We start from the raw sequence: 25832 nt of genomic DNA on the forward strand, positions 1-25832 counted from the left end.
GGCGCCAGCCTAATCCCATTCTGGAACTCACATCTTGAGCGGGCGCTGCATTTCTTGCGCAAAAACCACTTCCTGCCGTCCGCCTCGGTAGACAATCAAAGGGCGAATCGAACGAGGGCCGTTTGATCCCGGCCCTCGATTCCGACACCTTCGCACGGGAGAATCAAGCATGGGTGCACACATATTTCGCAGTCCTTTATTCCATTTCATTGCACGTCATCTCGCGCTGCTGTTGGTCCTGTCATTCGTGGCCATCCCCCTGGCGGCCCAAACACCGCCCGCCAGTTCGGCGCCGCGCGTGGTGGTGGTCTTTAACCTGCGTTCCAACGAGCTGCAGCTGATTGATCACAAGTACCGCGTCTTCTACAACAAGTTCGAGAAGAAGAACCTGCCCATCGAAGGTTACGACCTGCGCGGCGCCATCCAGGACGAGGTCATGAACACGCTCGTCACGGACAGCCGCTATCAGTGGCGAGTAGCCACCGAGGCCGACAAGCTCGACGCCGCCCAGCTCGCCGAGGAGAAGACCCGCACGCCCGAGATGCTCTCCAACGCTCAGGCCGACCGCGTCCTGGTGGTGGACGTCAACGCAATCGGGGGAATGATCACCGGTTTGGGGAAGGACCAGATGTGGATCGGGATGGTTGTGACCATGCTCGACCGCGCCAGCGGGCGCAAGCTCTGGAAAAAGGGAGTCGGGGACACAATCCCGTTCTCCGGCGATCTACAAAAGCTGCAAAGCGAGAACCAGAAAGAGTTGAAAGAGGGAATCAACACCCTGATCGAGAAGACATGCGTGAAGCTGAAGGCCAAGGTGGCCGAGTCCAAGATCTGAGGCGCGGGGGGAACCATGCTCGCTCATCTGCTGCTGATTGCTCTGCTGGTGTGCCCCGCGGCACTAACCGATGACGGCACATTGCGCGTCAAGACCGATGTCGCCGACGTGGAAGTCTTTCTCGATGGACAGAGCGTGGGCAAGGCTCCCTTGACCCTGACACCGGTAGCGGTGGGCGCGCATCATCTCGCGCTCACCAAGCCCGGCTACGTGGACCACGAGGAGGAAGTGCAGGTCCAGGCCGGGGCAACGGCCAAAAAGTTCGTCATCATGAAGGCGCTGCCGGCGGAGCCGCCAAAACTGCCGGCGCAGTTTTACGCCATCCATCAGCACTCGGCCGGGACAGCGTGCAGCGGCATTCTGACGGTGACCGCGGAGGCGATTGACTACCGTTCCCATGACGGCCATGACGTCTTTCACATTCCCATCCAGCAGGTTCGTTCGTTGTCGCGCTCCATGGGCACGGCGTGGTGGACCTCGGGACCTTTGAAAACCCCGTCGCAGTACAGCGCCTGCCGCCTGGAAGTGCCGGGAAAAAGCTATGGTTTCTTCGCTTACGAAGAAGACCCCAAGCTGGCGGGCACGCCCGCGGAGAATCGCGTCACCAAGGAGGCTACGAGCGCCAAGACCAAGGAAATGTTTGAACTGATCTACCGCCTGTGGTCGGAATCGCTGGAGCAGCGGCAACATCCCAAACAAGCCGCCAACTGAGGACCGGCTAGGCGGCCATCGCGGGCGGCTTCGTCACCGGCGGGGCTTGCTGCTGCTGCGGCCGCTTGCAGACAACCGTCGTAACCAGCTCGATCAGGAAGCCGAGTATCGCACTGCCCGCCACAGTCATGGCGACAGGCTTGATCGCTGATTGTGCAGCCAACGTGCAGGAGGGGCAACAAGGGGGTACGATGATTGCCGTTCTTAAGGCCAACAAGGAAATTCTTGTTGATCTCAGGGAGATGCGACATGCGAAATATTATGTGCTTGGTTACAGTCCTGGCGCTGTTCGCGCTGCCCGCCGTTTCCTCCGACAAGAAGGACGCCGATCCCGCCACGGAGATTCGCGCGGCCATGGCCGACCCGGAGAACGTCGTTGTGGTCATCGCTGACCCGATGCCACGGCAGTACGTGCCGCGCCCGGGCAACATGGCGGTTATCCCCGTGTCCGGAATCGCGAACCTGGACGGCAGCCGCGTCACAGTGAAGGCCGGCACTTTCGTCATTGCCGACATGCAAGAAGTCGAAAAGCCGAAAAAGGCGGCCGAGCAACTGCTGGCCAAATGGAAAAGTCGTACGGGCGACAACTACATCGTGGTCCCGGAGGGCGCCAGGAAGATGATGTATACCTTCTTCTTCGGTGAGTTGAAGGCAGACCGCACGTTCAACGTCGTCAACGTAGTTCTGGCGGCCAAGCCGAAGTAATACGGACTCGCAAGTCGAGAAAGGCCGGCCCTCGCTGCGCTCGCCTCATCGCAGGTAGAATTCCAGACATGAGCCATCGATTTTCCGTGCGTGTGCGACCGTCCTATTCCATCGCTATTGCACTCCTGCTGTGCGCCGTGGCTGCCATCGCACAAGCGCCGGCCAAGCCCGGGGTAACGCTCGAGCAGGTTGCGCTGACCACTTCCGACGGCGCGCGCCTCAGCGGGATCGTGTACCGCCCCGCCGCCGCGCCCAGCCCGGTTGGGCTCATGTTGGTGCATGGCTTTGGCGGAACTTTTTACGGAGCGTATTTCCCCTATCTCGGCCGAGCCGCGGCGCAACAGGGCATGGTCGCTCTTGCGCTCAACATGCGCGACCACGATACCGGCCCCAAGACCTCCGACTTCACCGACAACCAGGCCGATATCGCCGCCGGGGTCGAGCACCTGCATAGCCTGGGAGTAAAGAAGATCGTGTTGCTGGGGCAGAGCATGGGCACCAACCGCGTACTCTATTACCAGGCCGCATCCGGTGATTCGACCATCGCCGCCACCGTGCTGGTCAGCGGGCCGGGCAACCTGTTCCAGTGGAATGTCTGGCAGTTTGGACAGAAAAAGGCGCAGGAGACGGTGAGCGAAGCGCTTCGCATGCAGGCCGAGGGTCGCGACCGTGATCTGATGCTGGTGGATTTGGGCCCTCTGGGAAAAGCTCTCTACACCTCGCGCTATCTGCTTAGCTTGCGCGGCCCCACCGCCAAATCCGATCCCTACCAGAACATTCAGAAGGTAAAGAACCCGGTCCTGATCCTCCAGGGCAAGGCCGACAAGTTGATCGAGCCGGAAATTGCGGAACGCCTGCACAAAGCGGCGGCAAATAATCCTAAGGTTGAAGTGCAGTACGTGGACGGCGCCGACCATGGCTTCAGCTCGCAGCAACCCCTGCTCGCCGACCGCGTGCTGGCATGGATTAAATCAGTCCTGCCTTAACGTTGTCGGGGGAGATGCCTATGCACTCCCTCTTATCGAGGGCCACCCGCCGGCCACATTTGGGTAACACGGGGAAGGATGGGCCACATGCCTATGCCCCTGGCAGGCGGTCGCCCCAAGCAAGAGTTAGACCGCGACTCAGAATGCATTTATCCTATGTTCACTATGACAACAGGCGACTTGATTCAGACGGGGATTCTTCTCGCGGCAACGGTCGCGGTTCTTCTCTCTGCGTGGCAGACGCGTTCGCACAACCGCCTGTTGAAGGCGCAGTTGGTTCGAGACCGCTTCGAAATGTACTGGCAGACATACCAGCCGGTAACTGAAGAACAAGTCGACGGTCTGAAACTATATCCAGAAGACTACATGAAGCTGGATCGGTATCAAGCCAGCTACGCGGGAGATGACGCTGCCATTCGGAAGTACATCTACATGTCCGCCCTATACGAATACCTTGCCTTTGCCCACACACTCCACCATGTCCTGAAGGTGCCAGACCCTGTTGGCCCAGGTTGGGTGACCAGGTGGGCGGAGGATCTGGCAGGTAGCGCTCAATTCCAAGATGTCCACGACGAATACCGGGGTTATTACCCGAAATTCGAAGCGTTCGTTGACGGTATCTTCACCCGCAATCCGAGCCTTCGGAAGAGCATATGGTCGCCAGCTAACACGGCATCGGAGCCGATAGCACCAAAACCCTCAAAGAGCCGCAGTGGCCCAGCTCCACATCGCTAGGCATTAGGCACGTATGGACGGCTGGCGCACCATTTCAGCTCTCGGTCCTACCGAATGTGAGAATAATTGACTTTACTCATCCACTCGGGTAGGAGCAGGATGGGAGGCGAGTCGGTGGGCCGAACCAAGCCCCCGCTAGTTACGCGCCAGAAGCCCGCTGCTGGTCGTGCGGCACTTGGGCGCTACGAGGTGCTTGCAAATGGCTGGCCGCATAGATGAAATCAACATTCATCCGAAGGGTATAGGACAACTTCTTAAAGACGAAACGATCTGGGTTCCCCCGAATCAGCGCGACTATTCGTGGAAAGACAAACACGTTGAATCCCTGTACGACGATCTGAATCTGGCCATCAGTAAACATGCTGCGGAATATTTTCTAGGAACCATCGTTGCCATTCATGGAGCGGATGGGAAAGTACTGGTTGTTGACGGGCAGCAGAGGTTGGCGACAACCCTTATCCTGCTCGCTGCTATCCGGGATTTCCACGACACCAGCGGCGATGCCAACGGAGCACGACTGTTCGAATCTACTTACGTGCTCTCGCAGCATTATTTGAAGAAGTTACCTCAACCGCATCTATACCTCAATGAGCGCGACCGCGATTATTTCCTGAAGCGCGTTCTTCTGCCGAAGAGCGATGCGCGGCGAAAGCAAGCTAAACCATCAAAGCGCGATTCCGGAATAGCAGTCGCGCCCTCGCATCGCCTTATTGACAAAGCCGCCAAGATCGCCGCGAAACGCATTCAGACAATCATTGCTGGGTTTACCGGCACGAATCAGGCGGACAAACTAGATGAATGGGTTGAGTTTCTCCGCACAAAGGCCAAAGTCATTTGGATAACCGTGCCGGATGAAAGCTCAGCATATCTGATATTTGAAACGATGAATGATCGCGGTCTTGAGCTATCGGCCAGCGACCTCATCAAGAATTATTTGTTTGGGAGAGCCGAAGCAGACAATTTGGACACCGTTAAACACAATTGGTCGCAAATGCTCGGCGCCTTGGATACCGTCGCTGGAACAGAGGTCAAGGATTACGTTAGGCATTTCTGGGTATCGAGGCATGGCATTGTGCGTAGCCAAGAACTGTTTGACGCAATCAAGAATGAAGTCAAGAGTCCTACAGATGTACTGGAAACATCAGCGCAGTTGCAGGTAAACGCGGTCAAGTATGCTGCGCTCCTGAACCCTACGCACTCAACTTGGAACAGATATAGCCGTCAAGCGCGGAAGGCCGTAGCAACGCTGAAGATGCTTGGCATCAAGCAGACTCGGCCGCTGCTGCTTACGGCCCTGGACACTCTGACGCCAAAAGAAATGGCCAAGCTGCTCGACATGGCGATCATATGGTCGGTAAGGTTGCTCATTGGAGGGATTCAGGGCAGCGGCCCTGTGGAAGCGGCTTATGCAAACGCGGCGCAAAATGTGAGCAATAAGACATACACAACCGCAGCGCAAGTGAAGGACGAAATGATGCGAGTTGTTCCCAAGGACGATCGCTTCCTCCTCGATTTTACAGAGGCGTCCGTCACTCAAGCGGCCCTCGCCAGATACTACTTGGCGATCTTGGAGAGGCGGCTTAAGGGCAGCAAGGACATCTACTACTCCACCGACGAAGATATAACCGTCACTTTGGAGCACATCATGCCAGAGGCCAGAACTGCTAAATGGGCCCATGTTCCAGAGGATAAATATGACGATCACACGAACCGGATTGGCAATCTCGCGTTGCTGGACGCGACGGCTAATTCAGCCATCGGTTCAGAGGGTTGGGACGTTAAAAAGCCAGTTCTCCAATCCGCCAAAATCCGCCTTACAAAAGAGACGAGTAAATCTACAGCGTGGGGAATATCCGAAATTGATGACCGGCAAGAGCGACTGGCGAAGCTGGCCGTGAAAGCGTGGCCGCTGTGAAGGCACGAGATTCGGAGTTTGAACAGTTTGACGGCGGGTGGCGCACCCTTTCAGCTCTCGATCTAACCCCGATAGTGGGTGCCCGATCCTTGTGCAGACAGTGTCGGCAACCAAGAATGCTTGGTGATGACTGTACGCAGCGGTTCGAGACGCACAAATGAGCGCTGAACGGCATAATTCGACCGATGCGTTTTTTCGGTGGAAGATCGCTATGTTCAACACGGTCGGGTTCTTGGTCCATGCGGGTCTGACAACATATGTCGACGCGCGTTTGCCAAACCGCGTGATCTACGGTGCGCGACACTATCCGCTAGGATATTGGGTCTGTCTATTGGCTGTTCCTGTATTTTTCGCTGGATTGTGGGGACTTAAGTCGAAAACTCTCTGGGCGCGCATCTTGGTGCCGATATCGGGGATTGTTTGCGCCACTGCAATCGCCCTGTGGAATTTCCGACCGGAATTCCCGCACCTCAATGTCGGATTCTGGATGGGCTTATATGCACTTGTCAGCTTGATATCCTGTTGGATTCGGTTTTCTGATGAACGCGCAGCTTTTCTGTCGGCCGATGACATTAGTCCGACCGCCAAGATCGAACGGATAAAGGAAATGGTTACGGTGTGGCGGACAATTGCGCTGTCGCTCGCGATCGGCTACATCGCAGGAGCATTTCAATGGGTGAAGATGGATTACGATCTTGCGCGTCAACTGATTGCCGGGAAAACCGGCGATCCGCTTTACGAATTCCAGGTGCAACGGCTCATTGCTACGAACAATGTGCAACTGATGTTATTCTCCGCCTACGTCGTAGCGGGTGTCCTATACGAATCGTTTCGTAAGTCAAAGAAAACTGCCGATCTCATGTTGAAGGTCAAAATGCCAGAAACACCTGGCAGCAAAGCATAACTGAGAATCAATGGCGACCAAACGGGCGGGTGCCGCGCCCTTTCAGCTCTCGATCCTACCCGAATGTGGGAACCACAAACGCCGCACAACACCCGCGCACAAACCCATTTTCCGCCCTCCGCAAGAGCCCACCCCCACAGTCCGGCCCACCCGCCGAGGAAAACTAAGCGAGGCGAGTGGCGCGCTGGCGCCGTTTGCCAAGGAGCTCGGCAACGGTCTCGAGCAACTGCGCCATGCTGCTGGGCTTGGAAGCGACGGCGGCAGCGCCGGCGGCCCGCCAATCCTGCGCCAGGAGCGGGTAGCCAGTAAGGATCAAGGTCACCGGTGGATTGGGCAGGGCGCGAGCGGCGCGCACCACGTCGTAGCCGGCGGTGTCGCTCTCCATTTTCATGTCGGTGATGACCGCCTGGAAGGAATCGGTGGAGAGCAGACCTACCGCCTCGGCAGCGGAAGCCGCGGTGACGACGGTGTACCCATCGTTCTCGAGCACGATCTTCATCATGGAGGCAACGGCTTCTTCATCATCCACGACGAGAATTCGCGTTTCCATATACTTTTCATTCTTTCTGATGCGGATTCGGGGACAATGTATTAATACTTTTTCGCTTCGTGTGCGACTTCTATAACCTGATACATCCAGGTCAGAACAGATTTCGTCTGCGTTCCTCTGCCGCCGAATGCCTAAAGCTTAGGCAGAATCTCCCGCAGGGCCCAGTCAACCCGGTGCAGTGAGTCGTCGATGGCCTTCACCGTCTCTTCGTTCTTTGGGATGTAGGAGGTGAGCGCAATCGTGTGAACCGCGTTGCGGATATGGTGGTTCAGATCGCTGATGGTCTCGAGGCGGCGGCGAATGCCCTTGCGCCGTTCCCGTTCTTGCCACAACATGCGATAGAAGAGCAGGGCAGCGACCACCGCGGCCACCACCGCCGAGGCGTCGATGTTGCCCAAGAACGACCGCGAGCGTTTTTCCAGGAGGAAGTCCAGTCCCGTGGCGGTGAACAGAACAATGCCGCCGAACAGCAGGGCCAGGCACCAGGCGGGCATGCGATCCACCAGCATCCGCGCCGGCATGGCCAAGGAGGGCTGTTCCGTTTGGCTCGATGGTAGGGAACTGGAGTCCATGGCGTGCCTCTCACCGTCTGATCATTTGGGCGTCGGCTAGTTAGCTTGCGAACTCCTTAACTTTGGCGAAACCGAGAGAGAATATCTACTAGAAGTTTCTCCACCTGCGCATCTTCCGCCGTCACGGTCAAACGGAAGGACACAATACCACTCCTGGCGGGTGGCGCACCCTTTCAGTTCTCGATCTGACCCGATTCTGGGTGCCCCATCCTTGTGTCTCCCGGTGGAGCCTGCCCTGAGCGCAGTCGAAGCTGAGCCGTTTTGCGGGCGTGAGCGCAGCGGGAGCCCGCTGCCGAAATCCCGAGCGCAGCGAGAGAGCCATAACCCCAGACGCCGGCACAACACCCGCGCAGAAACACATTTTCCGCCCTCCGCAAGAGTCCAACCCCCACAGTCCGGCCCGCCCAGGTAACCTGAGGTTTTCTCCAGGTTACCTGCACGTAAGTTGCTGGTTCGATTAGAAGAGGAGGGGGAGGGGGGTATCTAGAGTTAACCAGATGGTTACTAATCTCTCAAGCTGAGATTCAGCCAACTTTCAGAACTGCATTTTCCTCACGACAAACGGAATCTGCACCACGGTTTCCAGGTCAACCGCAGAGCCATTCTTCGTTCCCGGATGAAACTTCCACTTCGCGAGCGCCACGCGCGCACTTTCATCCAATTTGTCTTCCACTCCGCGCAGCACTTTCACTTCACCCACGGTTCCGTCTTTGCGGATGACCGCGTACAGCATCACCGTTCCTTCCACGCGGTCGCGCATCAGCTCCGGAGGATACGCAGGATCAACTTTGACCATCGCTTGCGGCGCGGTCACTTCGCCCTTCACTGTCGTCTCGTTCAGTTCGGCGAAGCGCATGATCCAGCTTCCGCCCGCGCTCGCCAGGTTCGGCATGTTCAGCGTCATCGAGTAATAGCGCTTGACGCCAAATACCTTCTCTTCAATCTTGGATGGCGCGTTCGGCGTCGCCGGCGACATCCGCTCCGCGCGCCCAATGTCCGCCATTCGCGGACGCTCCAGCCTTGCCACCGTCGTCGGCTGCTTCGGTGTGTTCGGGTTCGACATGAGCGCAGCCAACGGATCGCCTTGCGCCACCACGCCCGATGTCGGCTTCGACGGACCTGGTCCAACCGAAATTCCTGGAGGACCCACTGCTGTTCCGCTGCCGCCTCCGCCATTCGTGCCGTGTCCGTTTCCGCCGCCGTTCGTGCCTCCTCCCTTGATCTCAGGCGTTCCCGGCGCGTTGGCATTTCCTTCCGGCGTGGCCGCGAATTGTCCTTGTCGGCTGCCGTTGGGCACATTGATCGGACCGTTCACCGCCGCGGGGTCGAGGCCGAGCGCGATCAATTGCCCGACCGCGCGCTGGCCGTTGCCGATTCCCGCTACATTGGGCGGAGGTTGCACGGCTGCGTTCTGACCGCCGTTCGCGCTACTCGCCGGATTCGCCATCACGGCGCGTTGTGGCGCGACTGGAAGAGCGGGCGCGGCAACCGTCGGATCCAGTCGCGCCACGTTCATCGCGCCCAGCGGACGCGCTGCCGCGCTGCTGGAAACTGGCGGCTCAATCACCGCTGGTTCGGGAATATTCAGCAGGCGGTTCCTCGACTTCGCCGACTCGATTGCCGGCGGAGGCGCAATCACGTCCGGCGTCATCGCCGGCAGCTTCAGTTGCGATGGCGTTTGCGTCAGCGCGGCTTCCGGGACAGCCGAGGGAATTGGCGTCCAGGCGACCAGGTTCGGCAGCGGCACGTCGTTGGGCAGCTTGATATGGCTTGGCGTTACGATCGTCTGGCGGAAATTGTCGGGCGCTGGCGGAAGCGAGATGATCCTCTGCTTGGCGTACTTCGGTTCGCCTTTGCGCGGCTTGACCGCGGGCGCGGCAACGCTGCCAGTGTCAATTTCCGGCAGGTATTCGGAGACGGCGTAATAGGTGATCTTGCTGTTGTCGAACGGGCTGCGGGTTGGCAGCGGCGCGCGCTGCGCCCAGGTCACCGACATCCCGTAAATCACGACGATGCCGAACAGGTGATACAGCGCGGACGAGGCCATGCTGCGCCACGCCACCGGACGATGCACAAACACGTCAGGCCAGAACTCGGCAACCGTGCCGCGCGGCTTCGGCGACCCGCGAAACAGCACGAGGTCGCGCAGATTTTCCAGGAACACCCGATGTCCTGCCGGCCATTCGACCAGCAGAGTTGGCGGCCGCAGGCTCGGCTTGGAAGATTCAGGTGCTTCGTGACCGGGAATTTGCTGCATCCAGCCTCAAGACAAAGTCTTCCAGAATTATAACGCAGCAAATGCCGCGCAAACTCGCCGCCAAGCGCGCCTCGGCTTGTGGTTTAATCACAGCAGCAGCTCAGGATTCCTGTTATGCACACATTCATTCATCCCTCCGCAAAGTACCCAGTACCTGCTACCGAGTACCGAGCAAGTGCTCGTGATATGCGTCGCTCCGCACGAAATCGTTTCAACCAGATTTTCCGACTCGGTACTTGGTACACGGTACTCGGTACTGTGTTTGTGATGCTGGCGAGCGTGGCCGCGTGGACGCAGGCGAATGCGCCCAAGAGCACCCCCGAACGCGCCACCGCGGCGCAATCTGTGGCCCCCGCGCCAAAACCGGACGATGTTTCCGGCATGTACACGTTCCTGCGAGAAGGCGAGTTCGTGGAAGTGGACGTGGAGCCGGACGGACGCGTCACCGGATTCATCTCCCGCTACGGCGAGCGCGACAGCGACCGCGGCGCCTTCCTGGACCACATGTTCACCAAGGGCTCGATGCAGGGAAACAAACTCGCGTTCACCACGCGCTCGGTGCACGGCGTGGCATTCGAGTTCAAGGGAACCGTGGACCGCGGAGAAGGGAAGACGCCGGGCGCGGAGGCTTACCACGTTATCAAAGGCACGCTGACGCAAATCACCGAGGACAAGGACCACAAGACCTCGGCGCAACAGCGCGAAGTGGTGTTCAAGTCGTTTCCGGCGGAGGCGATCATGCCGCCGCACAAGAAAGATTGAAACGCAGGCCTCAGGCTCCAGGCTTCAGGCTTCAGGAAAGTCGAATTACTCGCTGGCTGCTGGTGTCGGATTTGTCACAGACGCCTGCGGAGCGCCGTGCATAATTCAACTCATCCATGCCGAGTGGCCGCTTTCCGGTAAGCCCAAGTGTTTTGTAACCGAACCGCGGGTCCGATCATCTGATGCACTCGACACCGATGTTCGTCCCTGTCTCCATGATCGCGCCGGCGCTTTGCTGTTGTAGTCGCGGCTGTTGTTGCGGCCACAGCGGCAAGGGGCATGGGCGCGTTTCCTGATCTGAATTTGAGTACCAGCCTCCCAGCCGCTCGCCGCGAGCGGCATTTTCTTTTTGTGCGAAAGGAGAAACACATGAGCACGACAGACGAGCTGCTGCAAGCCAACCAGCGATACGCACAGGCATTCAATCTCGGCGACCTGCCGATGCCGCCGGCAAGAAAAGTGGCGGTCGTGGCGTGCATGGATGCCCGCCTCACGGTGGAACAGGTGTTGGGCCTGAACACCGGCGACGCGCACATCATTCGCAACGCCGGCGGGATCGTCACCGAGGATGCGTTGCGGTCGCTGATCATTTCCCATCACCTGCTCGGAACCCAGGAGTTCCTGATCATCAACCACACCGATTGCGGGATGCTCACATTTCACGACGAGGAGCTGCGCCGGCGCCTGGAGAACGAAACGGGCACGGCGGTGGACGCGCCGGTGCACTTCCACGCCTTCTCTGACTTGGAGGACAACGTGCGCCGGCAGATTGAGCGGGTGCGGTCGCATCCGTGGATTCCCCAGCAGATTCCGGTGCGCGGGTTCGTCTACGATGTGAAGACGGGAAAGCTGCGCGAAGTGCAACGGACGGCGGGCGCGGTCGCCGCGTGACCACGCTGCGAAGAGAATAGGCGGATCGATCCTGAGTGCGCGCCGCGCACTTTTCGCGGCGCGCGCTCAGGATGCCTTTGCTGCTGATCGACAGACAGCTCTACCCAGCTTGTAAAACTTGCACCTTACGCCGCGCGAAAGGGTGAGCCACCCGCCGTCTCAGGTCAGAATGTCCTTGCGTTCTTTCCGGTCCTCTTGTCTAAATAGCACACGTGCATCCTCTGGAAACCTACTTAACGTCTCTGGCCGAAATCCGGGCTTCCGCTGCGGGAACAAAAGAAACATCGTACTACCCCGCATTACACGCACTGCTCAATGAGGTGGGAAACAACCTCAAGCCCAAGGTGCGCTGCATCCTGCAACTCGCGAATCGTGGTGCAGGTAATCCGGATGGCGGCCTGTATACGCCGGACCAGTTCCAGAAGTTGACGGATGAAGAGCCGCTCCCAGGACAAAAGCCCGCGCGTGGTGCGATTGAGATCAAACCCACGAAGGGCGACGCGTGGGTCACTGCTGATAGCGAGCAAGTAACAAAATATTGGAAGGAATACGGCCAAGTTCTGGTAACCAATTATCGCGACTTCGTTCTTGTGGGTCGTGACAGCGAAGGCAAACCGCTAAAACTCGCTTCTTGCCGCTTGGCGGCCGACGAAAAGTCATTCTGGAAGCTCGCTGCCCATCCTCGCAAGACGGCACAAGAGCAAGGCGACCGCTTCCTCGACTTCTTGAAGCTGGCCTTGCTTTCCCCGGCCATATTGGCTGCGCCAAAGGATGTAGCCTGGGTACTTGCCTACTATGCTCGCGAGGCAAAGTTCCGCGTCGAGGCCAAGGCAGAACTCCCAGCACTGGCCACTGTACGCGCAGCGCTAGAGCAGGCGCTGGGCCTGAAGTTTGAAGGTGAAAAGGGGGAGCACTTCTTTCGCTCCAGCCTAGTGCAGACCCTCTTCTACGGCGTCTTTTCCGCCTGGGTGCTGTGGAGCAAGGAAAATCCTCCAATCAGTAAAGCGAAGTTCGACTGGAAACTGGCACAGTGGAAGCTGCGTGTGCCAATGATCCGCGCACTATTCGTGCAAGTGGCGACGCCGGGCCAGCTTGGACCTCTCGGATTGGTCGAGGTGCTGGACTGGACCGCCGCCGTGCTCAACCGCGTGGACCGAGGCGCATTTTTTACGCAATTTCAGGAGCAGCAAGCCGTCCAGTACTTCTACGAGCCATTCTTGGACGCATTCGACCCAGAACTGCGGAAAGACCTAGGGGTGTGGTACACGCCGTTGGAAGTGGTGAAGTACATGGTTGCACGGGCAGACATGGCGCTGCGCGAAGAGTTGGGTTTGGAAGATGGCTTAGCCGATAAGAATGTATATGTGCTCGACCCTGGCTGCGGCACGGGTGCGTATCTCGTTGAGGTGTTAAACACGATCACGTCAACCCTGAAAAACAAAGGGGATGACGCCTTGGCGGCGCACGAGGTCAAGCGCGCAGCAATGGAACGAGTTTTTGGCTTCGAGATCCTGCCGGCCCCGTTTGTTATTTCTCATCTACAACTCGGAGTCTTGCTACAAAACGTGGGGGCACCGCTAGCAGAGGATGGAACCGAGAGAGTCGGCGTGTTTCTCACCAATTCGCTGACTGGCTGGGAACCACCGAAAGGGCCAAAGCAACATCTGATTTTCCCCGAAATGGAAGCCGAACGAGATGCGGCCGAAAGGGTAAAACGCGAGGAACCGATTCTAGTGGTCATCGGGAACCCCCCCTATAACGCATTTGCAGGGGTCAGCCCAGCGGAAGAGGAGGGTCTGGTCGAACCGTATAAGGAAGGCCTCATCTCCGTCTGGGGGATTAAGAAGTTCAATCTCGACGACCTATACGTCCGTTTTTTTCGTCTGGCCGAACGCCGAATTGCCGAGAAGAATCCTGGTAGAGGTATCGTTTGCTACATCTCTAGTTTTTCGTATCTCAGAGGCGTTTCCTTTGTAGTGATGCGGAATCGCTTTCTTACCGAGTTCGACAAAATCTGGATCGACTGTATGAACGGCGACAGCCGAGAAACGGGCAAATTAACTCCAGAAGGACAGCCTGACCCAAGCGTCTTTTCTACCGACGTCAACAAGGCGGGGATTCGCGTTGGAACCGCCATCGCTCTGCTGGTCAGGAAGAGTCCGCACCAATTTGGCGCAAAGGTGTATTTCCGTGGCTTCTGGGGCACCAAGAAGAGATTCAATCTGCTGAAGAGCCTTGACGATTCACCTTTTGGATCTGAGTACGTGCAGCCGCAACCTACTCACGCGAACTTCTTCTCATTTCACCCCGGTGTTGTTCAGGCAGCGTATTTGAAATGGCCAACTGTACCGGACTTGAGTTCTACGCCACTACTGCAGGGCTTGGATGAGGATCGGGCAAATGCCCTAATCGAAATTGGGAAATCCGCTTTAGAAACCCGACTGGAGGCGTACCTGGATCCGGATGTAGAGTGGGATGAATTTGCAAAGGTCGGAGGCGGCCTCAGCAGAAAGAGCGCCGGGTTTAACCCAGCGAAGACGAGAGCAGCAGCTCAGAAGCGCGAATCCTTTGATAAAGCAAACGTTGTTCCCTATGTGTTCAGGCCGCTCGATACTCGCTGGTGCTACTACACAACGACTCCCAACGTATGGAAGCGTTCTCGACCGGAACTTGGGCGGCAAGTGCGTGCGAGAAATACGTTCTTGATCACACGTGCAGCAGGGGTGGCCAAGCCCGAGGGTGTGCCATTTTTCATAGTCGACTCTCTGATAGCTCGGGATTGTCTGCGCGGCCATGCAGTTGCCTTCCCGTTGCAAGTCGATACTGGTCCGCTGCAGAATGCAAAACAGGCGACTATCCCGGCCCGTGCTGATGTTCCGGAGGCACACACCGAGGCGAATCTGTCGGTGGGGGTTCACGAGTATCTGAATGCTATAGGGCTCTGGCCGGTGGATCAAACAACTGCGGCTTCAGTTTGGATGCACGTCCTGGCAATCGGATACTCGCCCTTATACTTGCGCGAAAATGCAGATGCCGTCCGGCGCGACTGGCCGCGCATTCCACTGCCCAGTTCGAAAGTCGAGCTATTGAAATCAGCGGAACTAGGATCAACGATTGCAGCCTTGCTGAGCAGAGACGCTGGTTTGATAGGGATAACCTCAAGCGTCCTCCGCCCGGAACTGAAAGTCATGGGTAATGTCAGCATAGCTAACGGCAAGCCGCTGGACACCGCTGAGGATCTCAAGATCGACGTGGGATGGGGACATGCAGGCAAGGACGCGGTGACGATGCCCGGAAAAGGCAAACTCGTCGAGCGTGATTACAGCAAAAAAGAGCGGGACGCCATCAACGAGGGAGCTGCGGCCCTCGGCCTTACGCTTGAGCAGGCGCTGGCGGCAGTGGGTGACAAGACCTGCGATGTGTACCTCAACGATGTCGTTTATTGGAAGAACATCCCTAACAACGTGTGGGACTACACGATCGGAGGCTATCAGGTAATCAAAAAGTGGTTGAGCTACCGTGATGTCAAGCTGCTGGGCCGCCCAATTACGCCCGAGGAGGCTCACTACGTCCGCGACATGGCGCGCCGAATCGCTGCCATTTGCCTGCTGCAACCTCAGCTCGATGCCAACTACTCAACCGCGAAAAATACCGCGTATGTATGGCCAAATACGACGAACGCAGCGGTAACACCCGAAATTATCGAACCCCAGCCGGAGCACAACTGAAATGCCGATTAGGCTGCTGGCATCAGGCTGCAGGCTTCAGGAACAACTACACCACGTCCCCGCCGGTGATGGCGCGCTTGACTTCGTTGAGCCTGCGGCGCAGAAATTCGGTGTGGTCGGCCTCGAAGTTCGCCAGTTCGGCATACATGGAGCGGAGATTGCGGTCGGGGGTTCTTTCGACCAGTTGCGCGTAGTAACGCATCGCGGTCTCCTCGGCCTCGAGCGCGACCTGTAGCGCGGCCTTGCTGGGCGCGACGCTGGCGTGGCCGCGGCCGACGGTGAACAGTTCGCCGCTCTCCAGTTTCGGCACTTCCAACATCTCGCAGATGTCTTCCTCGGTCACCACACAAGCCTGGGTTCCGTAGCGGTCGAAATAGCGCTCCTGCAGCATGGTGCCGTGACCGCGCTCCTCGTTGGACATGTCCCAGAAAACCTGCGCGATCTCCAGCGAATCGGGATCCTTGAATTCGGCGAACAGCTCGGCGAACTGCCGATAGAGTTCGGCGTTTCTCTCTTCAATGAAGATGGCGACGTGCAGGGCCTCTTGCGGAGACAGCGAAGTGAATTCGCGTTTCATGAGCATGCTCCCGGGAGATGAAGAAGAAGGGTAAGTCTATAACGCACCTGCGGCGGGGGGAGCGTGGAAATCGGGAAAGTTCCCAAAATGGAAACTGGCGCGGCACGGATTAAGCGCTGCGCGCCTGCCGTTCCTTTTCGATGCGCGCGATGACGGCGCGCAGCCAGGCGATCATCGCCTCTTCCAATTGCTGCTGATTCTTGCGCGCTTCCAGGGTGGCAATGGTTTCTCCCGCGGGAGAAAGAGGAATGTGGTGGCAGGGAACGTCTTCATTCCGGCGTGATTCCGGAACGAAATCGATGAGCATGCATTCGGAGCAGGGATGGGGCCGCTGGGGCTCCCCGAAGTTGAGGCAACTGATGGAATCCTGGAAGATACGGGTGGGCGTCTGGGGGGTGTGCACGGACCGGCCGTAGCCGCCCTGCTCCAGGAAGTTAAGTTCGAATTTCAGGACTTCAAGGACATCGCGCTCATCGGCCATGCGGCACCTCCTCACCTGGGGCGATTGTCGCGCGCCTTGCACGGCCCGGCTGTGACCTAAGACACGAGAACCTGTGACGAATGGCCATTTTGACCTATGGCCCCGTGACGTGAATCACATCCGGGTGTAACCAGAGCTCAGGCCCCGCCTTTGCTGACCAGCCGGTGCTCGATGGCAAACAGCGCCAGCTCCAGGCGGGTGGAGACCTCGAGCTTGCTGAAGATGCTGGTGAGGTGGTGCTTGACGGTGTCCTCGCGCACGTTGAATTTCTGGGCGATCTCGCGGTTGCTGGAGCCTTCGACGATGGCAGCCACCATCTGCATCTCGCGGCGGGTGAGGCCGTAGCGCCGGCCGGGCTGTTCCGGGGCGGCGTTGTCCAGGACCAGTTCCTTGAGGTCGGGCACGCTCTCGCGGCCGACCCAGTAGCTCCCGGCCATGACGGCGGCGATGCTCTTGAGCAACACCTGGGTGGCCGATTCCTTGAGCACGACGCCGCGTGCGCCGAGCTGCAGCGCCTCCAGGATTTGCGGCCGCTCCGCCGAGGCGGCGAGCAGGATGGTGCGCACCGGGTACTGGCCGGCGGCCAGTTCGCGCAAGGCTTCCATGCCGGGTACGCGCGGCATGGCGAGGTCGAGCAGCAGGATGTCGGGCCGGAGTTGTGCCACCAGGGCGACGGCTTCGGCGCCGTCGGCAGCCTCGCCGACGACGCACAGATTGGGTTCGGCTTCCAGCAGGCGGCGCAGGCCGTCACGGAAAATTCCATGGTCGTCGGCAATCAGAATGCGGATGGGAGCGCTAGACATAGGTGGCTTGTGCCTTTTGCGGGAACGTGACCTCGAGCCGGGTACCCTGTCCGGGGAGCGATTCTATCTCCAAATCGCCACCGAGGATACGGACGCGCTCCTTGATGACCGCCGGTCCTTTTCGGGAGGCGTCCAATTCGGCCAGGGATTTCTTGCCGTGGAACTCGAAACCGCGCCCATCGTCCTCCACCTCCAGGGTCCATCGGCCCTGGCGGACGCCGAAGCGGACGAGCACACGCTGGGCGCCGCTGTGCTTGCGCACGTTGGCCAGCGCTTCCTGGGTGATGCGGACCAGTTCGCGGCAGACGCGCGGCGACAGGTCAACGTCGTCCAGGACGGAAACAAACTCCGCGGTGATGCCGGTGTCGTGGCGGAAACGCTCGACGATGTCGGCCAAGTGGTCGAGCAGTTGCGTGGGATTGAATTCCACGGGGCGCATCTGCTGCATCAGCGTGCGCAGATCGAACACCTGTTCCCGCAGCATCTCCTGGATCCGCTCCAGCCGGGAAGAGATTGTGGTGAGGTTCTCGGTTCGCGCGGCCTCGCGGCGCAGGACGTCGACTTCCATTTCCACGGCGATCAGCGCCTGGATGGCGCCGTCGTGCAGTTCGCGGGCAACGCGCGCACGTTCCACCGCGCCGGCGCGTGAACGTAAGCGGCGCAGCAGGTAGACGTTGTAAATCGCCGGCCCGACCTGGCGAAACAGCTTCTGCGCGAAGCGAAGTTCCTGCAGCTTGTCGCCCATGCGGGCGCCGAAGAGCAGCAACCAGCCGTTCCATTCCTGGCCGATGTGTAACCCGACGGAAAGAACGGAGGCGGCGTCTCCCAGTTGTGGACAAACCGCGGGCGACCAGGCCGGGTCGGTACGGGCGCGCTTGCCGTCGGCATTAATGGTCCATGTCCTCCAGCCGGCGCCGCGCCGTTGCGAATAGGAACTTTGCGCCGGTATGGAAACGAGATACTGCCGCCGATCCTCGGGGCCGACCTCCGAGCCGGCAACGCTGTTGCCGCCATCGGGCAGCGCGTGCGACTCCCACAGGAAAACGCGTCCCGTACCCGTCTGCCGGATCATCGCCAGGGCACGAGGCGCGAGATACAGGCGCATGGATTCGCCCAGAACGGCCTGCATGCTGCCGCGCAAGCCGACATCCACCCTCGCCTTGCGGATCACGCGTCCGGCGAAGACGTCCTCGGCGCGCAACTGCTTCTCTTGTTCGGCCAGATAGCCCAGCAGGAGGCCGAGCAAAATCAAGTACGTGGACCGGATGACGAATCGATTCACATCGTAGTCGCCTTCCAGCCAGGTCCCCAGGTGATGGCCGAAACTCAGCAGCACCGCCTCAATGGTCATGAGGGCGACGATGGCAAGCGCCGTCGCGAAGGTCTCGACAAAGCCCCAGCGGAAAGCGGCGGCCGTCAGAACGAAAACGAAAAAAAGAAAGAACGCGCTGTTGGGACCCTCGGTGAACAGCGTGAACACGGCTGGGAAGAGAAGGTCGATCACGTGAATCCAGGGAGAAGCCGGTGCGACGGCTTCGGAACGCTTCAACGCCGCCCACACCACGAAACTGTAGCCCACGTAGCCGATCAATAGGGCGTAGGCAAAACTGGCGTAGCGGGTGGGTTCCGTCGGATCCAGATAAATCGCCAGCAGACCGGAACAGGCAAGAAAGACCCGCGCGGAGGCGAGCACGCGCTCGATGCGGTTTTGTTCGTCGCGGTCGACCGGCGCACCCAGCCGCGTCAGAAATCGTGGAGTCTTCTCCAGCGAGAGCATGGAATGTGTGGCTAACTGTAACCGGGCCAGCGGCGGGCAGCAAGCCTTGGTGCGTAACCGACGGGCTACAGGGTGTGACGCAACTCACAGCGCGGGCGGAGCGACAGGGGTAGCCTTGGAATGGATAGCTCCGAAGCAAGGGCGGCTGCTGGATTGGCCGCGGGAAGGAGCAAGTCATGCTGGCTCCAAAGCCGGTGGCACTGGTTTGCTTGGCTGCCATGTTCCTTCTGGCGCCACTGGTCATGGCGCAGAAGGCCGCCACGGAAGGCCCGAAGTACGAGGTGGCCAAAGAGGTCACCGTCAAGGGGACGGTGGAGGAGATCAAGGAAGTGCCGAATCCCAAGGGGCAGATCGGCATTTACCTGATGGTGAAGTCGGGCGCGGAGATCCTCGAAGTGCGGCTTTGCCCCAACAGCTTTCTGAAGGAATTCGAGGTCGCGTTCAAGAAAGGCGACCAGTTGACGATCACCGGGTCCAAGGTGAAGGTGGACGAAAAAGATGTCATCCTGGCGCGGGAGATCGAGTTTGGCAACAACAAGATTGTTCTGCGCGATAAGCAAGGCGTGCCGGTCTGGACGTGGCTGACCAAGGGCGGCAGCCAGTAGGGAACGGTTCCGGCAAATTCCGATTCGCAGCCGCCAGCCCGTGCCTGCAACCTTATATTCGGAGCGTTCCAGGGCGAACGCGTTCCATCCCTTCTTTCCATGCTGTATTCTTATCGCGTCGGAGTACGATCAACCGCGGGTTCCCGGCGTTTACAATTAGCAACCGGGAACTGATCGTTGGGATTCAATTGGGGCGGGACCTGTAACATCGAGGGCTGATGCGCTCCCCTGACACGGAACTTCCAATCTCGGCCGTGACCTACGACTTCTCTCTCCTGAGCGATTACGACCTCCACCTCTTCAATGAAGGAGCGCACAACCGCCTCTACGAAAAGATGGGCGCGCACGTGGCGGAATGGAAGGGGAAGCCAGGGGTGTGCTTTGCCGTGTGGGCGCCGGACGCGGAAGAGGTCAACGTCTTGGGCGAGTTCAACGGCTGGAACAAGCACACCCACCGCCTGCGGGCTCGCGGCGAGTCCGGCATTTGGGAGGGCTTCGTTCCGGGCCTCACCGACGGCACTCACTACAAGTACTACATCGCCTCGCGCTATCACGGGTACCACGTGGACAAGGCCGACCCCTTCGCGTTTTTCGCCGAGGTGCCGCCGCGGACCGCCTCCATCGTGCGCGACCTCGATTACCAGTGGGGCGACCAGCATTGGATGCAGATCCGCCACGCGCGCAACTCGCTGCAGGCGCCGATGTCCGTTTACGAAGTGCACATCGGCTCCTGGATGCGGGTGGCGGAAGAGAACAATCGTCCGCTAAGCTACCGCGAGCTTGCTCTCAAACTGGCCGACTACGTGAAGCGCGCCGGCTTCACCCACGTGCAGTTCATGCCGATCATGGAGCATCCCTTCCATGGGTCTTGGGGCTACCAGATCACCGGGTTCTTCGCGCCCACCAGCCGCTACGGCACGCCACAGGATTTCATGTTCCTGGTGGACCACCTTCACCAGAACGGCATCGGGGTGATTCTCGACTGGGTGCCGTCGCATTTTCCGTCGGACGAACACGGGCTGGCTTATTTCGACGGCACGCACTTGTACGAGCACGCCGACATGCGGCTCGGTTTTCATCCCGACTGGAAGAGTTACATCTTCAATTACGGGCGCACCGAGGTGCGCAGTTTCCTGCTCTCCAGCGCCATTTTCTGGCTCGACCGCTACCACGCGGACGGGCTGCGGGTGGACGCCGTCGCCTCCATGCTGTACCTGGATTACTCGCGCCAGGAAGGCGAGTGGATTCCGAACCGCTACGGCGGACGCGAGAACCTGGACGCCATCACCTTTCTGCAGCGCATGAATCATGACGTGTACCAGAACTTCCCGTCGGTGCAGACCATCGCGGAGGAGTCCACGGCGTGGCCGATGGTGTCGAAACCCACCTATCTCGGGGGGCTCGGCTTCGGCCTCAAATGGGACATGGGATGGATGCACGACACGCTGGTCTACATGTCCAAGGAATCGGTGCACCGCAAATACCACCACAACGTGCTCACCTTCCGCGGCCTGTACGCCTTCACGGAAAATTTCGTGCTGCCGCTCTCGCACGACGAGGTGGTGCACGGCAAGGGATCGCTGCTGGGCAAGATGCCGGGCGACCTGTGGCAGAAATACGCCAACCTGCGGCTGCTGTTCGGCTACATGTGGGCGCAAAGCGGCAAGAAGCTGCTGTTCATGGGCGGGGAGTTAGGCCAGTGGCCGGAGTGGAACCACGACACCGGCCTGGAATGGGACGTGCTCCAGTATCCCGATCATGCCGGCGTTTTGAAGTGGGTCGAAGACTTAAACCGCACCATGCGCGACGAGCCGGCGCTGCACCTGCTCGATATCGATCCGCGCGGTTTCGAGTGGATTGACGCCAATGATGGTGACAACAGCGTGCTCACCTTCCTGCGCAAGAGCGAAGATCCGAACGACACCATCGTGGTGGCGCTCAATTTCACGCCGGTGCCGCGGGAGAAATATCGTGTGGGTGTGTCGCAGGCCGGGTACTGGCGCGAGCTGCTGAACAGCGATGGCGCGATGTACGGCGGCTCGGGGATGGGCAACGGCGGCGGCTGCCAGTCCGATGCGATCCCATGGCACAACCAGTCCTGCTCCATCGCGCTCACCCTGCCGCCGCTGGCAGCGCTCTACATGAAGCGGCAGCGGTGATTTCGCCCGAGCCGCTCCCCGGAAACTAGTCCAGCGTCCATCACGCTTGATCCGAAATCGGAACGCAATCCGCTGCATCGCCCTGCTTTGCACCGACTTCGTTACACACGCCTGCGCAACTCATCTTCCAAGTGGATTCAGCACGATGCGATTGAACCTCGCCCTCACCGCCAGGTGAATGTTCCAGAAACAGAACAGAATCACAAATTTGTTGTGACGCAGTTGCGCTCGCTCCTATATTTGCGGCACCGACACTCACGTGGGGTGAGATGTGGCCTGTGTGAAATTGCCGCAAGCGGTACAAGGAGGCCCGTATGCCTTCGCCGTTCTCTAGGTGCTTCCGCGCACTGGTGTCAATCACTCTCCTGCTGGCGATTTTTCAGCCAGCTACGGCACAAGTTTCGCCTGCCAAGCCTGCCGCGCCGCCGAAGAAATCTCCCGCTCCGCCCCCGAGGCCCGCAAAACCGCAAGAACTCGTTGTACCCTTCTGGACGCTTGAACCCGGCTGGGCCACGCACCTGGAGCTGCGGAACAATCTCGCCCAGCGGCGACCTCGATGTCACGCCAGTTCTGCGTACAATCCGATGGCAGCGAATTTTCGCTTCCGCCAGTTAAGCTCGGCTCGGATAGGGCCCGCCACGTTGATCTGCATGCGGCAGCAAGTTCTCTGAGCGGCCGCGCAGGTTCCTACGGTTCTCTTGTCCTCAGATTCACCTCGGCGAGCCCGTACAATGTATACGCCGCAGTCATGATCCAGCGGTTGGGTCACGCGATCACGTTTCATTTCGACGCATTCCCCGTGTTCCAGAATTTCTCATCTGGCAGCCGCGAAACCATCTGGTGGCTTCCACAGCCTACTTCCGACGGTTTTCTGGTAATCAGTAACTTTGATTCCAAGCCCGTACGGGCACGCCAGACCTTCACCGGTAACAAGGCACAGTACAGCACTGACCTGACAGTCGCACCCCACCGGACGCAGCGGATCAGTATCCGTGACACTGTGCATCACGCAGGTTTCACCTCAACTGAGGGCGGAATAAAGCTGGATTTTGAGTCTGGCGCCGGCTCGGTATTTGTGGCGGAAGTACTGTTTGACGAAACGGCAAATTTTTCCGCACTCATGAAGGTTTTCGAACGGGACTTGGCCGATGAGGTGGATACAATCACGATTCGCGCGCCCCTGACTGGCAACGCCTGATCCCATGCTGGGTTACCCGCAGGGAACCATGCTTCATCCTACAATCTTCGTGCGAAATGTCACCGACGCGCCGATCAGTCCAACAATGCTGGTAAGCTGGAAGAGTACGGCTGCGGCCGGGAAAGCTCCCCTCGACCTTGGTAAGGTAGCCGCCGAGGAGACCCGAGTGGTGGATCTCACTGCACTCCAAAGCGTTCCGCCAAATGCCAATTGGGCAAATGTTGAAATCACCTACTCCGGACGGCTCGGTGATTTAATTGCCGTCGCCGCCAGCTACGACGAGAGCAAGCGTTATGGATTGCAGTCGCCATTCTCGTCCAGTATTAGCTATATGTGGAAAGCTGGCATGTGGCACGTTGACCCAACACATGACACGCTCATCACCACCGGCAATGGCGGTCAAAAAGACGCTCGGGTAGCGATCTCTCTGTTTTATGGCGACACCGGGGTCTATGAGATGCCAGAAAAGCTATTGCTTCCCGGGAGAGCAGACCTGGGTGAATTTGGGAGATCTGATTCGCCACCAGATCGCCGACAAGAACGGACGGGTGATTCCGCCGGGTGTCATCGAAGGCTCGTACGAAATCAAGGACTTGGACGCGAAGGGCGCAGGCTATTTGTACGAAGGCAAGACGATTACCGACAAGACTTTCGGGCATGCAACTTACGGGTGCGCGGAGTGCTGCATGCAAACCGGTCCGGGTTATGATGCCTTTGACATCCTGGATGATCCAGCGAACGGCACGGTTGGAGGCAGCTACCTATTTTATGCGGCGGCGATAGACGCTTGCAGTGGGTTGTACGGTGACGTAGCCGCCAGCGATTGGTCGAGCAGCGATACCGCAGTCGGCACCATCGACTACAGTGGGAATATGTCTTTCGTCGGGGCAGGCACGACAACCGTACGTGCCAGTAGCAGATTATCTTCGGTGAACAACTGCTGCTGCCGCCCCCAGACTTTTTTCGCAAGTGCGACGGCGACGGTGCAAGTGCCGACTTATTTCGGGCCCACCGGAGCGGACCCTACTGATGGGGGCTGCGCTACGGGATCTGGCGGGCAGTTTTACACGGTTCATAATCAGGTCTTGGATCAGAATGGCAGCGTAATGAACGTAAAGGGTCTTTCACCCCAAGAGCACGTGATCGTGGATGGAACGGCGCAACCAGGGTACCATGCTTTCGCAACGCCAGATCCTACGTTAAGTGACGGGAAGTTTGACGATGACCCGGTGGGCACCTGTTGGGGACCGCCTAAACCGCCTGACAACCCTTGTCGTAGCGTGACCGTGAGTTATCAAGCGGTGTACAAGGGTGTGACCTATCCGATACAGACAACGGTGAGCCGCCGAGATTGTAACAATGGTGTACAGGTGACCATAAGCGGAAACCCAGCCGCGTACAACAAGACATTTTCCCAGGGGACCATCAATTAGGAGTGCGCTCGTGCTTAAGAGAATAGCTCTGACTATCGTTCTCCTCTTGTCCGTGGAGGGACTGTGCAGTGAATCCTCCGCACAGTGCGGCTCCATTGACCGAGGCTCACCAGATGCCGTGAGGCAGGAGGTTAACCGGATATTCGAGAAAAGCTTGGACGCCATGGACTTGACAGCCCCCTCAGGCGTCAGATCCACAACCTGGGTGCCACCTGCCGAATCAGATCAGGCGCAAATAAAGTGCCTGGGAACGGCGGCGGTTGCATCAATCACGGAATTGCTGAGTTCCACAAGGTCCTTTGGCCAGCTGCTGGCAGTTCGTATGCTAGGGTGGATCGGGGGAAGCGAAATAGTCCCGCCCCTCCGAAGGTTCCTCGCAAGCTCCGATTCGCAAACCTGCAAGGTGGCCGCCCTTGAGGCCTTGTACCGCGCTCCTTCTCAGGAAGCGCTGCCTATAATTGTCAGAGCGTCGAAGGTCGACCCGAACCCCTACGTCCGTGAGAAAGCAGCTCAGATTATCGCGAGGTACGACCCCGAGATGATCAAATCCAGCCGCCCTCCCGATCATTGAGGCTGCTGGTCAATACTCTTCCAGCATCGCGGAACGTAAGCGGCAGCGGTGAGGCCCACCCCGCCGACTGCGCGCCACCCGCGCGCTTGACACCTCCGCAAACAAAAAGGCACGGCTGGGGCCGTGCCTTGGGTGTCGCTCCGGCGACCGCTGCTACTCGCTCATCAGCTGCCAGGCTCCCTGGTCCGTCTTGACCAGGTTGACGGCGACTTTCTTGGCATCGCCGTGGTAGAAGTTGGCGCCGTATTTTTCGATCAGCGCCTGCGTGTCCCAGAGATTGAAAGATTTGATCAACTGGCCATTGGCGTCAAACAGGTCGCCCACCGGCGTCGGCTCCCACTTCCAGATGTACTCCACGCGCGCCATGCTGGGGCCGTTCATGGTGACTTTGGTGACCTCCACCAGCTTGCGCCGCGCCAGCGGCACCGCGAGAGCGAGAGTCCCGCCTCCGTAATACGCCATCACCTTGCAGAGGCGGCCGCCACTGGTCTCCTGCACCGTGTACACGGCAGCAATGTTGGGATGATCAAGCGCGGAGGCGGCCCGCGCTTCCCGCAACAGACGCTCCTTCTCTACAGCGGCGCCGGCGTCGATGTGGGTGAGAAACTTCAGCGCCACGGTGCGCTGCAGGTTGAGGTCAAGCGCTTTGAAGACTACGCCCATGCCTCCGGCGCCCA

General features: G+C 59.0%; 23 protein-coding genes. 15 read left to right on the forward strand and 8 right to left on the reverse strand.

Features of this window, described 5'->3' with window-relative positions:
- The first annotated feature begins 169 nt into the window (after window positions 1–169).
- From LAN70_17985 to LAN70_18015, 7 genes are all read left to right on the forward strand, one after another.
- A complete protein-coding gene (locus LAN70_17985) occupies window positions 170–835 on the forward strand; it encodes a hypothetical protein (protein MBZ5513041.1) in 666 nt (221 codons plus the stop codon).
- A 15-nt stretch (window positions 836–850) separates the two neighbouring features.
- Entirely contained in the window at window positions 851–1546 is a 696-nt protein-coding gene (locus tag LAN70_17990) for a PEGA domain-containing protein (protein ID MBZ5513042.1), read from the forward strand.
- Window positions 1547–1795: 249 nt separating this feature from the next.
- Window positions 1796–2251 (forward strand): hypothetical protein, encoded by a 456-nt coding sequence (locus LAN70_17995; GenBank protein MBZ5513043.1) that lies wholly within the window; start codon window positions 1796–1798, stop codon window positions 2249–2251.
- A 68-nt stretch (window positions 2252–2319) separates the two neighbouring features.
- Window positions 2320–3237: an alpha/beta hydrolase gene (locus LAN70_18000; GenBank protein MBZ5513044.1), complete on the forward strand. Its 918-nt coding sequence runs from the start codon at window positions 2320–2322 to the stop codon at window positions 3235–3237.
- Window positions 3238–3324: 87 nt separating this feature from the next.
- Window positions 3325–3972: a hypothetical protein gene (locus LAN70_18005; GenBank protein ID MBZ5513045.1), complete on the forward strand. Its 648-nt coding sequence runs from the start codon at window positions 3325–3327 to the stop codon at window positions 3970–3972.
- Window positions 3973–4171: 199 nt separating this feature from the next.
- A complete protein-coding gene (locus LAN70_18010; protein ID MBZ5513046.1) occupies window positions 4172–5887 on the forward strand; it encodes a DUF262 domain-containing HNH endonuclease family protein in 1716 nt (571 codons plus the stop codon).
- A 157-nt stretch (window positions 5888–6044) separates the two neighbouring features.
- On the forward strand, window positions 6045–6791 hold the full coding sequence (locus LAN70_18015) for a hypothetical protein (protein ID MBZ5513047.1): 747 nt from the start codon (window positions 6045–6047) through the stop codon (window positions 6789–6791).
- 163 nt (window positions 6792–6954) lie between these two features.
- Here the strand turns inward: LAN70_18015 and LAN70_18020 are convergent, their stop codons facing one another.
- The 3 genes from LAN70_18020 to LAN70_18030 all read right to left on the reverse strand — a co-directional run bounded on the left by LAN70_18020 (window position 6955) and on the right by LAN70_18030 (window position 10170).
- Window positions 6955–7341 (reverse strand): response regulator, encoded by a 387-nt coding sequence (locus LAN70_18020; GenBank protein ID MBZ5513048.1) that lies wholly within the window; start codon window positions 7339–7341, stop codon window positions 6955–6957.
- A gap of 131 nt (window positions 7342–7472) precedes the next feature.
- The gene (locus tag LAN70_18025; GenBank protein MBZ5513049.1) at window positions 7473–7868 is read right to left on the reverse strand and encodes a hypothetical protein; all 396 of its coding nucleotides are present in this window, start codon (window positions 7866–7868) and stop codon (window positions 7473–7475) included.
- Between the two features lie 580 nt (window positions 7869–8448).
- A complete protein-coding gene (locus LAN70_18030) occupies window positions 8449–10170 on the reverse strand; it encodes a TonB family protein (GenBank protein MBZ5513050.1) in 1722 nt (573 codons plus the stop codon).
- Window positions 10171–10437: 267 nt separating this feature from the next.
- Between LAN70_18030 and LAN70_18035 the strand changes: the two genes are divergently transcribed.
- The 3 genes from LAN70_18035 (at window position 10438) to LAN70_18045 (ending at window position 15551) form a co-directional block, all read left to right on the forward strand.
- A complete protein-coding gene (locus tag LAN70_18035) occupies window positions 10438–10932 on the forward strand; it encodes a hypothetical protein (GenBank protein MBZ5513051.1) in 495 nt (164 codons plus the stop codon).
- A 369-nt stretch (window positions 10933–11301) separates the two neighbouring features.
- Window positions 11302–11823 (forward strand): carbonic anhydrase, encoded by a 522-nt coding sequence (locus LAN70_18040; protein MBZ5513052.1) that lies wholly within the window; start codon window positions 11302–11304, stop codon window positions 11821–11823.
- 212 nt (window positions 11824–12035) lie between these two features.
- Entirely contained in the window at window positions 12036–15551 is a 3516-nt protein-coding gene (locus tag LAN70_18045) for an N-6 DNA methylase (protein MBZ5513053.1), read from the forward strand.
- Window positions 15552–15597: 46 nt separating this feature from the next.
- On the opposite strand, the gene LAN70_18050 is transcribed toward LAN70_18045, so the two are convergent.
- From LAN70_18050 to LAN70_18065, 4 genes are all read right to left on the reverse strand, one after another.
- The gene (locus tag LAN70_18050) at window positions 15598–16128 is read right to left on the reverse strand and encodes a ferritin family protein (protein MBZ5513054.1); all 531 of its coding nucleotides are present in this window, start codon (window positions 16126–16128) and stop codon (window positions 15598–15600) included.
- A 109-nt stretch (window positions 16129–16237) separates the two neighbouring features.
- Window positions 16238–16609, reverse strand: coding sequence for a hypothetical protein (locus LAN70_18055; protein MBZ5513055.1), 372 nt, complete (start codon window positions 16607–16609; stop codon window positions 16238–16240).
- 137 nt (window positions 16610–16746) lie between these two features.
- A complete protein-coding gene (locus LAN70_18060; GenBank protein MBZ5513056.1) occupies window positions 16747–17412 on the reverse strand; it encodes a response regulator transcription factor in 666 nt (221 codons plus the stop codon).
- Window positions 17405–19189, reverse strand: a complete 1785-nt coding sequence (locus LAN70_18065) for a hypothetical protein (protein MBZ5513057.1) — start codon at window positions 19187–19189, stop codon at window positions 17405–17407. The genes LAN70_18060 and LAN70_18065 overlap by 8 nt, the downstream gene beginning before the upstream one ends.
- 176 nt (window positions 19190–19365) lie before the next feature.
- Between LAN70_18065 and LAN70_18070 the strand changes: the two genes are divergently transcribed.
- The 5 genes from LAN70_18070 to LAN70_18090 all read left to right on the forward strand — a co-directional run bounded on the left by LAN70_18070 (window position 19366) and on the right by LAN70_18090 (window position 25155).
- On the forward strand, window positions 19366–19794 hold the full coding sequence (locus LAN70_18070) for a hypothetical protein (protein MBZ5513058.1): 429 nt from the start codon (window positions 19366–19368) through the stop codon (window positions 19792–19794).
- Window positions 19795–20012: 218 nt separating this feature from the next.
- Window positions 20013–21953 carry a 1,4-alpha-glucan branching protein GlgB gene (gene glgB / locus LAN70_18075; GenBank protein MBZ5513059.1) on the forward strand — a complete coding sequence of 647 codons (1941 nt, stop codon included), beginning with the start codon at window positions 20013–20015 and terminating at the stop codon, window positions 21951–21953.
- Window positions 21954–22509: 556 nt separating this feature from the next.
- On the forward strand, window positions 22510–23151 hold the full coding sequence (locus LAN70_18080) for a hypothetical protein (GenBank protein MBZ5513060.1): 642 nt from the start codon (window positions 22510–22512) through the stop codon (window positions 23149–23151).
- 452 nt (window positions 23152–23603) lie between these two features.
- Window positions 23604–24584, forward strand: a complete 981-nt coding sequence (locus LAN70_18085) for a hypothetical protein (protein ID MBZ5513061.1) — start codon at window positions 23604–23606, stop codon at window positions 24582–24584.
- Between the two features lie 10 nt (window positions 24585–24594).
- Complete coding sequence (locus LAN70_18090; protein MBZ5513062.1) at window positions 24595–25155, forward strand: hypothetical protein; 561 nt, start codon at window positions 24595–24597, stop codon at window positions 25153–25155.
- A gap of 153 nt (window positions 25156–25308) precedes the next feature.
- On the opposite strand, the gene LAN70_18095 is transcribed toward LAN70_18090, so the two are convergent.
- Window positions 25309–25832 (reverse strand): protein kinase (locus LAN70_18095; protein ID MBZ5513063.1); only part of this gene is annotated, 524 nt, incomplete at its 5' end.

The sequence above is a fragment of the Terriglobia bacterium genome, assembly GCA_020072845.1.
Classification (GTDB): domain Bacteria; phylum Acidobacteriota; class Terriglobia; order Terriglobales; family Acidobacteriaceae; genus JAIQGF01.